At 70.5% G+C, this 11,625-nt stretch carries 13 protein-coding genes; 9 read left to right on the top strand and 4 right to left on the bottom strand.

From position 1 onward, the window contains the following. Positions 1–21: 21 nt before the first annotated feature. Genes C3E78_RS16625 through C3E78_RS16615 form a run of 3 tightly spaced genes read left to right on the top strand, consistent with a single transcriptional unit; the run spans position 22 to position 2,611 of the window. The gene (locus tag C3E78_RS16625; RefSeq protein WP_135804970.1) at positions 22–507 is read left to right on the top strand and encodes a hypothetical protein; all 486 of its coding nucleotides are present in this window, start codon (positions 22–24) and stop codon (positions 505–507) included. After that, the gene (locus tag C3E78_RS16620) at positions 504–2,012 is read left to right on the top strand and encodes an aldehyde dehydrogenase family protein (protein WP_108580329.1); all 1,509 of its coding nucleotides are present in this window, start codon (positions 504–506) and stop codon (positions 2,010–2,012) included. Before C3E78_RS16625 ends, C3E78_RS16620 begins: the two co-directional genes overlap by 4 nt. 26 nt (positions 2,013–2,038) lie before the next feature. Further along, positions 2,039–2,611, top strand: coding sequence for a TetR/AcrR family transcriptional regulator (locus tag C3E78_RS16615; protein WP_108580327.1), 573 nt, complete (start codon positions 2,039–2,041; stop codon positions 2,609–2,611). A gap of 183 nt (positions 2,612–2,794) precedes the next feature. On the opposite strand, the gene C3E78_RS16610 is transcribed toward C3E78_RS16615, so the two are convergent. From C3E78_RS16610 to C3E78_RS16595, 4 genes are read right to left on the bottom strand one after another with little or no spacing between them, the layout of a single operon-like run. Further along, a complete protein-coding gene (locus C3E78_RS16610) occupies positions 2,795–4,033 on the bottom strand; it encodes an MFS transporter (protein ID WP_159085927.1) in 1,239 nt (412 codons plus the stop codon). Next, positions 4,030–4,794 (bottom strand): SDR family NAD(P)-dependent oxidoreductase, encoded by a 765-nt coding sequence (locus C3E78_RS16605; RefSeq protein ID WP_159085926.1) that lies wholly within the window; start codon positions 4,792–4,794, stop codon positions 4,030–4,032. The genes C3E78_RS16610 and C3E78_RS16605 overlap by 4 nt, the downstream gene beginning before the upstream one ends. Continuing rightward, entirely contained in the window at positions 4,791–5,132 is a 342-nt protein-coding gene (locus C3E78_RS16600) for an indolepyruvate ferredoxin oxidoreductase subunit alpha (protein ID WP_108580321.1), read from the bottom strand. Before C3E78_RS16600 ends, C3E78_RS16605 begins: the two co-directional genes overlap by 4 nt. Before the next feature lie 46 nt (positions 5,133–5,178). Beyond that, positions 5,179–6,174, bottom strand: a complete 996-nt coding sequence (locus tag C3E78_RS16595) for an NAD(P)/FAD-dependent oxidoreductase (protein ID WP_108580319.1) — start codon at positions 6,172–6,174, stop codon at positions 5,179–5,181. A 220-nt stretch (positions 6,175–6,394) separates the two neighbouring features. Between C3E78_RS16595 and C3E78_RS16590 the strand changes: the two genes are divergently transcribed. From C3E78_RS16590 to C3E78_RS16570, 6 genes are read left to right on the top strand one after another with little or no spacing between them, the layout of a single operon-like run. Beyond that, positions 6,395–7,663, top strand: coding sequence for an aromatic ring-hydroxylating oxygenase subunit alpha (locus tag C3E78_RS16590; RefSeq protein WP_108580317.1), 1,269 nt, complete (start codon positions 6,395–6,397; stop codon positions 7,661–7,663). A 40-nt stretch (positions 7,664–7,703) separates the two neighbouring features. Further along, on the top strand, positions 7,704–8,666 hold the full coding sequence (locus C3E78_RS16585; protein WP_108580315.1) for a DODA-type extradiol aromatic ring-opening family dioxygenase: 963 nt from the start codon (positions 7,704–7,706) through the stop codon (positions 8,664–8,666). Beyond that, entirely contained in the window at positions 8,663–9,559 is an 897-nt protein-coding gene (locus tag C3E78_RS16580) for an alpha/beta fold hydrolase (protein ID WP_108580313.1), read from the top strand. Before C3E78_RS16585 ends, C3E78_RS16580 begins: the two co-directional genes overlap by 4 nt. A 26-nt stretch (positions 9,560–9,585) precedes the next feature. Continuing rightward, on the top strand, positions 9,586–9,729 hold the full coding sequence (locus tag C3E78_RS18380; protein WP_159085925.1) for a hypothetical protein: 144 nt from the start codon (positions 9,586–9,588) through the stop codon (positions 9,727–9,729). A gap of 40 nt (positions 9,730–9,769) precedes the next feature. After that, positions 9,770–10,642 (top strand): alpha/beta fold hydrolase, encoded by an 873-nt coding sequence (locus tag C3E78_RS16575; protein WP_108580311.1) that lies wholly within the window; start codon positions 9,770–9,772, stop codon positions 10,640–10,642. Next, positions 10,639–11,622, top strand: a complete 984-nt coding sequence (locus C3E78_RS16570) for a quinone oxidoreductase family protein (protein WP_199906849.1) — start codon at positions 10,639–10,641, stop codon at positions 11,620–11,622. The genes C3E78_RS16575 and C3E78_RS16570 overlap by 4 nt, the downstream gene beginning before the upstream one ends. The last annotated feature ends 3 nt before the right edge of the window (positions 11,623–11,625 follow it).

Below are 11,625 nucleotides of genomic sequence, written 5' to 3'. Positions count from 1 at the left end.
TCGGCCTCAGGAAAGACCCTCATGAAAACCTTGACATCCCAAGCGGGCGGAACGACGTCGAGCAGCCGGCCGGCCCGCGACCTCGCCACGCTCGCGATCCCGTTCACCGCCGTCACCTGCTTCGCGGTCCACGTCGTGTTGCTCGTGGCGACCGGCACGTCGATGCTGACGATGAGCGTCACGATGCTCGTGCTGTCGAGCCTGTGCGTTGCGTGCACGTGGCGAGCCGGATCGACGCACGGCCGTCGCGACCACTCGGTCGCGGCGGCGGTGGCGCTGACGATGATCGTGGTGCACCTGCTGATGATGTCGTCGGGTGCCGGCGGCCACACAGGCATGGACCACGGCGCGATGGGCCACGCCGGCATGCAGATGGCGTCGTCGGACGGGCTGCTGTCGTCCGGTGCCGTGGACGGGCTGATGAACGTGGGCCTGGCCCTCGCGGCGATGCAGGTCGTGCTGGCCGTCGGCGCAGCGCTGCGTCCGAGCCGGCGGAGCATCGCATGAGCGCGCCGCGCCGCAACGCCTACGCCCCGACGGCTGACTACCTCCAGCTGATCGGCGGCGACTGGGTCGCCGGCGCCGGGACGTTCGAGGCGATCGACCCCAGCGTCGGCACGCCCTGGGCGCTGCTCGCCCAGGGTTCGGCCGCTGACGTCGAGCGGGCCGTGGCAGCTGCGAAGGCCGCCTTCCGCGACTGGCGGCGGACCACGGTCGACCGCCGTCAGGCGGTGCTCCTGGAGATCGCCGACCGGTTCGAGGCCGACAGCGAGCGGTTCGCGTCGCTGCTGGCCACCGAGAACGGCCGGCCCATCCGAGAGGCGTTCATCGCCGACATCCCGACGGTGCAGGCCATCTTCCGGTTCTACGCCGGCGTGATCCGGGCCTTCAACGGCGAGCAGATCCCGCTGGCGAACCCCGACACGCTGCTCTACACCAAGCGCGAGCCGCTGGGCGTCGTGGCGGCGGTGCTGTCGTGGAACTCCCCGATCATCACGTTCGCCAACAAGGTCGCCCCCGCGATCGCGGCCGGCAACACCATCGTGGTGAAGCCGTCGGAGTACGCCTCGGCCAGCATCCTCGAGCTCGCGGCCGTCATCGGCGACGCCCTGCCGCCCGGCGTGCTCAACATCGTGACGGGCGTCGGGCCCGAGACCGGGGCCGCGCTCGTGTCGCACCCCGACATCGCCAAGATCACCTTCACCGGCGGGCCCGCGACCGCGACCGCGATCCTCGGATCCGCGGCCCGCACGCTGACGCCCAGCCTGATGGAGCTCGGTGGCAAGGGCCCGATGATCGTCGCGGCCGATGCCGATCTCGAGGTCGCGGTGCAGGACGCCCTGATGGGCATCTACCTGGCCAACGGCGAGGCGTGCATCGCCTCGTCCCGGCTGCTGCTGCACGACGACATCCACGACGAGTTCGTGGCTCGCTTCAGTGAGGTCGCCCGCAGCATCACGGTCGGCGACGCGACCGACCCGGCCAGCGAGATGGGGCCCCTGGTGTCCCGTCAGCAGCTCGACCTCGTCCGCGGGCACCTCGACGGTGCCCGTGCCGAGGGCGTCACGGTGCTGGTCGGCGACGAGCAGCTCGACCTCGACCCCTCCCTCGCCGGAGGTTTCTACCAGCGACCCGTGCTTCTCGGGGACCCCGACGGCGGGGCCACCATCACGCGCAGCGAGGTGTTCGGTCCCGTGACGGTCGCCGAGCGCTTCAGCACCGACGAGGAGGCGATCGCCCGGGCGAACGCCCACCGCTACGGACTCGCCGCTGGTGTCTGGACCAACGACCTGCGCCGCGCCCACCGCATGGCCGACGAGCTCGACGCCGGGATCGTCTGGGTCAACCGCTGGTTCGACCTGGCACCGGGCATGCCGATGGGTGGACGGGGCGACAGCGGCTTCGGGCGCGAGCTCTCCTTCGAGACACTGCGCGAGTACAGCGCGGTCAAGTCGGTCAACATCGACCTGTGCACAGATCGTCCGCCGCTGTGGGGGCTGGCCGGTCGCTGACTCGCCTCATTGTGATTCCATGTCCCATGGACGCGCACCCCGATCTCGCCCGTGGTGAAGAGCCACTGTCGAGCAAGGACAGGCTCCTCGACGCCGCAATCGAGATCGCGGGTCGAGAGGGCCTTTCGGCGGTGACCTATCGCGCAGTGGCCGCACGAGCGGGCCTCACTCACGGACTCGTGCGGCACCACTTCGGCACGCGGGAGCAGTTGCTCAACGAGGCCTTCCGTCGCGCGGCCGAGCAGGACTCCGACGGCGTGCGGCTGAGGGCCGACACGATCGAGGAGTTCGCTTCGACGTTCGTCGAGTCGTTCAACGATTCATGGGAACGCTCGGTGCTGCAGTTCGACGAGACGACCCAGGCCATCCGCGGGGCCTTGCCGATGGACAACATCCGCCAGCAGTACCGGGGCTACATCGAGAAGGTGCGCGCGACGTTCACCGCCATCGGCATCGATGACCCGGACGGGCGGGTGGCGGCCCTGGTGTTCGCGGCCCTCGACGGCCTCACGCTGCAGCACCTGATCTTCCGCGAGGACCTGCGCACCGAGCAGGTGCTCGACGTGCTGCGCGACGTCCTGACCCGACTGGCGGACTGAGCCGAGCGGCCGCCCGGCGGCCCGGCGGCCCGGCGGTGCGATGTCGTGCGATCCTCCACCGGTCTGCGCGGTGAACCCGTGCAACATCGCACGACGTGTTGGGGTGTGTACGTGCCGGATCGCATGACATTCGTGCTGGGTGCAAGCGGTGATCGCTACGTCGAGGATGGTCGTAATTCGAGGCTAGCGACGATGCGCCCGCGTCGGCCTCGACCGGTTCTGCTCACCAGGACGACTCAACCGGCCGTGTGGTGTCGTCGACGAGGACCCTCGACCGGTCGTCCATCCGGCCCGATGCAGCAGCCCGGCGACGGCGCCCGCAGATGCGGCGACGGCCAGGGCACCGGCAGCTACGAGCCATGCGGCGAGGTAACCGGTCTGGTCGGCCACCGCGCCAAACACGAGGGGACCGGCCACGCTGCCTCCGAACAGCCCGCTCTGCATCACACCGGTCACGGATGCCACGCGTCCGCTCCACACCCGCGTGACCGCGATGTTGAGCAGGCCGGTCCATCCCCAGCCGCAGCCGAAGGCGAACGCGATGCCGACCAGGTAGCCGGCCGTGGTGCCCGTGCCGACCAGCACGATGCCGAGGACGCCGGTGATCTGCAGGCCGGCGATGTCGAGCAGCAGACGTCGGGGTGCGTGATCGCCCCAGCGGCACGACGTGAGGATGCGGCCGGCGATGCAGCACAGGCTGCCGAGCACGAGCCCGCCGGCGGCAGCAGTGGGGGACAGCCCGGACGAGAGCCCGCTGGCGACGCCGAAGACGGCCACGGTCGTGGCCGCCGCCGAGCCCATGAACCCTCCGGCGCACAGGGCGAGCAGGGTGCCACGGTGCGCCACGGTCGACCAGCCGCGAGCTCGGCGCGGCACGTGGGACTCGTGCGCGAGGCGACGGGGCACCACGAGCTGCGGCAGCAGGGTCGCGACCAGCAGGATGACCATGGCCTGTCGCCAGGGCCTCACGTCGTCGAACGAGGCGAGCAGCAACCCGGCCAGGAGCGTCGCCGCAGGCACGGCCGACTGGACAATGCCGAACACCGCGCCCTGTCGACGTCCGGTGACCGCGGTGGCCAACGTCCCGTTCGAGGCGGGCTGGATCACCGCGTTGGCCATCCCGAGCGCCACGAAGGCCATCGCCAACGTCGCCGGTCCCTGGGCGACGGCGACGAGGGCGACACCGACGCTTGCCAGGGCCGCTGCGAGCCGCAGCGCGCGGGAGGGACCCACGCGCTGCACGGCGAGTCCCCCGAGAGGGCTGGCCACCGCTGCGACCAGATAGCCGAAAGAGACGGTGCCGGCCAAGGCCGGGACCGACAGCCCGAGATCGGCCGATATCCCAGGTCCCATCGTTCCGACGACGAAGGGCGGCGCGGCCACCATCGTCATCGACAGCGCAGCCGCCGCGACAGCCCTCATCGGGCCGTGAAGCCTCCGTCGACGTACACGACCGAACCGGTCGTCCACCCGGCGTCGGGAGCGAGCAAACCGCCCACGGCGTGCGCGACGTCGTCGGGGCTGCCCCATCGTCCGATCGGGATCGAGGACGTGAACGCGGCCTCGGCCGCGCGGTCGGCCTCCGTGCCGTGCTGGTCCGCGTTCATCGGGGTGCGCACGGGGCCGGGGGCGACGCAGTTGATCGTGACGCCGTCGGCCGCCACCTCGAGCGCGATCGACCGGGTCATCGCCGCCACGGCACCCTTGGTCGCCGCGTAGCCCGCGCGGTCGGCGGCTCCGACCGACCCGAGCACCGAGCCGATCGTCACGATGCGGCCGTGCTGCTGCTCGACCATCGTCGGCAGGACCGCACGGACGGCGAGCCAGGTGCCGACGACGTTGGTCTCGAGGGCGGCGCGCAGCTCGTCCAGCGGGAGGTCGGTGACGCTGCCCCGCGCAAGGCGGCCGGCGGCCGTCACGAGCCCGACGACCGGACCCCATCGCTCGGCGCAGACGTCGACGGCGCGTGCCAGGTGGTTGGGGTCGGTCGTGTCGCCGGCCACGGCGACGATCGTCGCCGGGTCGGCCCCCGAGTCGACCAGCTGCACCAGCGCGTCGTCCGCCCGGCCGCGGTCACGTCCGAGCAGCACCACCGGGTGTCCGTCGGCGACGAGCCGCCGGGCCACGCCGAGACCGATGCCGCTGGTGCCGCCCGTGACGACGACCGGACGCAGCCCGGTCACGCGCTGTAGTCGGCCGTGAACGGCGTGTCGACGCCGACGGGTCCGAGCTTCTGCGATCCGCCGGGGTCGCCGAGCGCCTCGTCACGACCCGGGAGGGGTAGCTCGAAGAACGCGACCGAGTCGGCCAGGAACTCGCCGAGCTCGGGGTCCTTGCGTGCCTTGCGGTCGACGAAGACCGCGCTGACGGGGCACTCGACCTCGCAGGCGCCGCAGTCGATGCACTCGTTGGCGTTGATGTAGCTGCGGCGGTCGCCGATGTAGATGCAGTCGACCGGGCAGACCTCGATGCAGGAGCGGTCGAGGACGTCGATGCAGTCGGATCCGATCACGTAGGCCATCAGAGTCTCCTTGTTCCTGGGGTGCGTCGGTGGGTGGTGGGGCGGTTCAGGCGCCGTCGGTCGAGTGGCCGGGGAAGAGCACGAGATCGGGGTCGAGGTCGACCGCGACGTGGTTCATGGCGGTGGCGACCTCGCCGAAGCCGACCGACATGAGCTTGACCTTGCCGTCGTAGTCGGTGACGTCGCCGGCGGCGTAGACGCGCGGCAGGTTGGTGCGCCCCGACCGGTCGACCGCGATGGACCGGCCGAGCAGCTCGACGCCCCACTCGCGCAGCGGGCCGAGGTCGCTGATGAACCCCAGCGCGGCGATGACGTGGTCGCACGCGACGACGGTCTCGGTGCCGTCCTTGGCCTGGAGGGTCACTTTCTGCAGCACCTTGGTCGTGGCGTCGCCGTGCAGCGCGACGACCTCGGTGTCGGTGTGGATCGCCGTGGGACCGCTGCGCACGCGGTCGAGCGTCGCGGCGTGACCGCGGAAGGCGGCACGACGGTGCACGAGGGTCACCGAACGGGCGATCGTCGCGAGCGCATCGGCCCAGTCGAGGGCCGAGTCGCCGCCGCCGACGATCACGACGTCCTGGTCGGCGTGCTGGGACGGGTCGACGACGAAGTACGACAAGCCACTGCCGACCCACTCGTCACCCGTCCCGAGCGCGCGCGGCGTCGGCGTGCCGATGCCGGCCGTGATGACGACCGCTCCGGCACGCAGCACCGTGCCGTCGTCGAGCGTCAGGACGGGGGAGCCGTCGACGTGCTCGAGGGTCACGGCCTGGCGTCCGAGCAGGTAGGTGGGCTCGTAGGTGTCGGCCTGCTCGACGAGGTTGGCCACGAAGTCGCGACCGCGGATCGACGGCAGCGCCGCGACGTCTCGGATCTGCTTCTCGGGGTAGAGGGCCATGACCTGGCCCCCGGCCTGCGGCAGCACGTCGACCACGACGGTCGACAGGCCGCGGAAGCCCGCGTAGTAGGCACCGTAGAGACCGGTCGGTCCGGCACCGACGATGACGACGTCGGTCTCGATGACGGTGGACGGTGCGCTCACGACAGCTCCTCGCTAGATGATCACGGTGCGTGATCGGGTCCGACGGACTCTAGGTGGGCTGGGTCGCCGTGACACCGGTTCGGGATCGCTGAGTGGAATCCACGGCCGGTTCTCCCTCGTCCGAGGGCGAAGTCCGCTGGGCGAACCAGGTCGGTTGTCGTGCCGGTGATGCGGTGGTCTGCTGATCCACCTACGACCCCGAGGACCTGGAGCAGAGACGATGAGCGAGACGCTGGATTCGCAAGCCGCACCGGCGGCCGAGCGCGCCCCCAAGAAGGCTGCGCCGACCTCGGAGCGCACCAAGACGCCCGCCCAGCGCAAGCGCGAGGGCCACCTGCCGGGACGTCAGGACTGGTCGAGCTGGCCGCACTACCAGGCGGCAGCCGCCGGCTTCCGCGGCTACTGGTACCCCGTCGTCTACTCCTCGCAGGTCGCCGAGCGGCCCGTGCGCGTCAAGCTGCTCGGCGAGGACATCTTCGTCATCCGCGACAAGGGCGTGGTCCGTGGCATGGCCAACCGGTGCCCGCACCGCGGCGTCCCGCTGAGCTACGGCAACAAGCAGTTCCCCGGCACGATCTCGTGCGTCTACCACGGCTGGACGTTCGACCTCGAGACCGGCGACCTCAAGGCCGCCATCACCGACGGCCCCGAGTCGCCGATCTGCGGCAAGGTCACCCAGCCGACGTACCACGTCGAGGAGCGCCTCGGGATGGTCTGGATCTTCGTCGGCGACGGCGAGGAGCCGCACCCCATCGACGAGCAGCTGCCTGAGGAGCTCGTGAGCAACGCGGCCGTCATCGGCTCGCGCATCATGCCCCGCGAGGGCAACTGGCGCTTCGCGTGCGAGAACGGCTACGACGAGGGCCACGCCAAGTACCTGCACCGCACCGCACTGTGGCGCCTGTTCAAGGCCATGCCGGTGTGGAACACCACCAAGATCGTCAAGCGCGGCCGCTGGATCTACCGCGTGCAGCAGGAGCAGTACTGGGACGCCGACTTCCCCGGGCTGGGCAAGTGGACCGGTCAGGCCTGGTACAAGTCGAAGCCGCCCAAGACGACGACCAACATCGGCAACACGGGCTCGCACCGCGAGGTCAACCCCGTCATCGCCGAGCAGGACTTCCCGGGCTTCGCCTCGGTGTCGATGCCGGGCGTGCTGCGCATCGCGTACCCGACGTTCATCCACTACGAGTTCTACGTGCCGGTGGACGCCGACAACCATCTCTACGTGGGCGTCATGGCCGACTTCAAGAAGGGCCTCAAGACGATCCCCTTCTACTTCAAGTACCTCGGTGCCGTCCGCTGGCTGTTCCACGGCCAGTTCTCGGGCCAGGACAAGTGGATGGTCGAGGTCACCGACGCCCCGCCCGAGAAGCTCTACCGTCCCGACGACTCGCTGCTGCAGTGGCGAAAGCTCGCCGAGGACACCACCGAGGACCGAGTCGACGCGCTGGCCGAGCAGGGCATCGACGTGCCCGAGCCGGCCTGACTACCCCCACCGACGAGCACCGACGTAGGCAAGGAGCACCATGGCATCGATCGTGCTGGGAGTGGCGGCATCGCACTCCACCCTCATGAACACCCACTGGGACAAGGTCGTCCACACCGACCGTGCCGAGGCCTTCCGTGACGGACTGGTCGCCGCGCGCGACCGGATCGCCGCGGCGGCACCCGATGTCGTGGTGCTGGTGGGCTCGAACCACTTCCGCGGGTTCTGGCTCGACATGATCCCGTCGTTCACGATGGGCGTGGGCGAGGTCATCGCCGCCGGCGACGGCGGCACCCCCAAGGGGCCGCAGAAGACCGACCCGGAGTTCGCGCAGGCCCTGGCCCAGCAGCTGGTCGACCGCGGCACCGAGGTCGCGATCTCGGCCCGCCTGCAGATCGACCACGGCCAGGCCCACGCGATCCAGTACCTGCTCGACGGCATCGACGTCCCGGTCGTGCCGCTGGTTGTCAACGTGTTCGCTGCGCCCCTGCCGACGATGCCCCGCGTGGCCGAGCTGGGTGCCAACATCACGCGCGCGGTCGCCGAGATCGGCGGCGACAAGCGCGTCGTCGTGATCGCGTCGGGCGGGCTCTCGCACCAGCTCCCGTGGCCCAGCGACTGGACCGCCCCCGACGGCGACGACGAGGAGTTCCTGGTAGACGCCTGGCTCAACGGGCGCGGCGAGTGGGAGCGCTACAACGACCGGCGTCGCGAGATCATCGTTTCCGCGCAGCCCACGATCTTCCCCGACTTCGACGAGAAGTGGCTCGCCGACCTCGAGAAGGGGGACATGCGCCAGTACGCCGAGCTGAACACCGTGCAGATCGCCGAGGTCGCCGGCAACGGCGGCCAGGAGCTGCGCACGTGGATGGTCATGATCGCCGCCCTCGGCTTCGCGCCGGGCAAGGCGCTGGCCTACTCCGAGATGCCCGAGTGGCTGACCGGCATGGGCGTCGCCATGATCGAGCCCTCCCAGACCACGACCCAGAACGGAACCCGATGACGATCGACACCACCTCCCCCGCGCTCACCTCGCCCGCGGCGGGACCGGCACCCGAGAGCAGGTTCGCGACCGTCGACGGCGTGACCTATCACTACTACGACATCGGCTCCGGTCCCGACACGATCTTCCTCCACGGCGGCGGCCCCGGCTGCACGGCGTGGAGCGACTTCGGACCGGTGGCGCCGTACTTCACCGAGGACCGGCACTGTGTGCTGGTCGACATCCTGCAGTACGGCCAGTCCGAGAAGTGCCTCATCACGGGGCCCATGTGGGACTTCCACGCGGCCAAGACCATCGCCCTCATGGACGAGCTCGGCATCGAGAAGGCCGACTTCGTCTGCAACTCGTGGGGCGGCACGATCGCGCTCAACCTCGCGGCGCTCTACCCCGAGCGTGTGCGGTCGCTCGTGGTGACGGGCAGCATGCCGGTGTTCTACGGACCCCTGGCCCCGCTGCCCGAGCGCGGCCACCGCGGTCGCACGGCCCGCGACGTCTACTACGGCGGCGAGGGCCCCACCCGCGACAAGATGCGCAAGCTCATCACCTCGCTCGAGTGGTTCGACGCCGACCGCCTGCCCGAGGAGACCCTCGACATGCGGTTCGAGCAGAGCCTCGACGAGGGCGAGCGTGGCCTGGCCGCGATGTCGGACTCGCCGCGCGGCGAGTGGCAGGACCTGACGGAGCGTCTCGGCCAGATCGAGGCACCGACGCTGTTCATGTGGGGTCGCGAGGACGCCTTCTTGACGCCCGACTACCCGATGATGCTGGCGCGCATGGTGCAGCGGGGCAACCTGCACGTCATGGACCACGTGTCGCACCACCTGCAGGAGGAGCGCCCCGGCGCGTTCCACGCCGTCGTCGACGGCTTCCTGCGCGCCATCGACCACCGCTGAGATCCCCCACCCAGGAAGAGGCATCCATGAAGCTCATCACCATCGCGCTGGCCGCGGTCGCCGTCCTCGGCGGCGGACGCATCGTCAGCCACCGGCTCGCGACGCACCAGCGCATCGTCCCCAACCCGCTGGCCCGCGTCAACACGCAGGTCCACCGCATCAACCAGTGACCACCCGCGGCATCGCGCCGCGGACGAGGAGAGACCCGACATGACCCAAGAACTGACCCGCACGATCTGGACCGAGCTCGCCGGTCTCGACTTCTCGCTCTCGACCGTCGACGCCGGAGGCGTGCCGACCCGTTCGCTGCAGGCGGGGCACGGCGACGAGACGATCGTCTTCCTGCACGGCACGAGCGGCCACCTCGAGGCGTTCATGCGCAACATCAAGCCGCACGCCGAGCGCTACACGGTACACGCGATCGACATGCTCGGCCACGGCTACACGGGCAAGCCCGACTACCCGTACGAGATCCCGCGCTACCGCGACCACCTCCTCGACTACCTCGACGCCGTCGGCATCGAGAAGGCCCACATCGGTGGCGAGTCGCTCGGCGGCTGGGTCGGCGGACGCACCGCGATCGACAACCCCGACCGCGTCATCTCGCTGCAGCTGCTCGCGGCCGGCGGCACCGTCGCCAACCCCGAGGTCATGGAGCGCATCCGCACCAGCACCCGCCGGGCCGTCGAGTCCAACGACGTCGAGCTGACGCGCAAGCGCATGCACCTGCTGATGCACGACCCGGCCAACGCGACGGAGGAGCTCGTCGCGATCCGTCACGCGATCTACCAGCAGCCCGACTTCGTGGCCAACATCGACAACCTGCTGTCGCTGCAGGACATGGACACGCGCCTGCGCAACATCCTGACGCCCGACCAGCTGGCGCAGATCACGGTCCCGACGCTCGTCGTGTGGGGACGCAACAACCCCTTCGGCGACGTGCCCGAGGCCAACGCGATGCACCAGAACATCCCCGGCTCCGAGCTGGTGCTGTTCGACGACTGCGGCCACTGGCCCCAGCACGAGCAGGCCGAGAAGTACAACGAGCTCAGCCTGGCCTTCCTCGAGAAGCACCCGGCATGAGTGACACGATGCGTGCCGCCCGCATCCACGGGTGGGGCGAGGCACCCGTCGTCGAGCACGTCCCCGCGCCCGTCGCGGGCGAGGGCGAGGCCCTCGTGCGGGTCGAGGTGGCGGCTGTCTCCCACCTCGACGTGACCGTCGCCGGCGGCGACTTCGGCATCAAGCCGAACCTGCCCTACGTCGGCGGGGTCGAGGGCTGCGGCGTCGTCGTGACGTCCGAGCGCTTCGCGCCCGGTACCCGGGTCATCCTGCGCGGCGGGGGCATCGGGCTCATGCGCGACGGCACGTGGGCCGAGCTCGTCGTGACGAAGGACAAGACCCTCACCGAGCTGCCCGAGGGCCTGGACCCCGAGGTCGGCGCGACGTTCTTCCAGCCGACCACGACGGCCCACACGGCACTCCACGGCGTCGGTCGGCTCGGTGGGTGGCTCGCTGACGTCCCGGTCGCCGACGAGCACGTCGCCGTCGCCGGTGCAGCGGGTGCGGTCGGCTCCATGGTCACCCAGCTCGCGCTCCTCAGCGGAGCGAAGGTCACGGCCCTCGTGGCCGACGAGTCGCAGGTCGAGCGCGTGGCGGCTGGCGCGACGGTCGTCGTGTCCGGTGACGACGGCGCGATCGCCGCGTTGGCGAGCGACCGTCCGGCGACGCTGTTGGTTGACACGCTTGGCGGGGCTGACCTGCCGGCGCGCTCGCGCTGGGTCCGCCCGGGCGGACGCGCCGTGTCGATAGGCTACGTCGCGGGCGACGACGTGCGTCTTGGTCTGTCCAACTGGCTGCTCGACGACGTCGCGCTGCTTCCGGTCAACATGATCCGGCGCGAGCGCGAGGCCCGAGCGCTGCTGCCCGAGCTGGCGGCGATGCTCGTGTCCGGCGACCTGACCCTCGACCACGAGACCTTCGGCATGGACGACCTCGGGCAGGCTCTCGAGCTCCTGGGTACGGGTCGCGTCCGGGGCCGCGCCGTCGTCCGTCCTTCCTAGGCG

It is taken from the genome of Aeromicrobium chenweiae (assembly GCF_003065605.1).
GTDB lineage: Bacteria > Actinomycetota > Actinomycetes > Propionibacteriales > Nocardioidaceae > Aeromicrobium > Aeromicrobium chenweiae.
The sequence above is the reverse complement of the archived record's forward strand: the minus strand, read 5'-3'. Positions and strand labels throughout refer to the sequence as shown.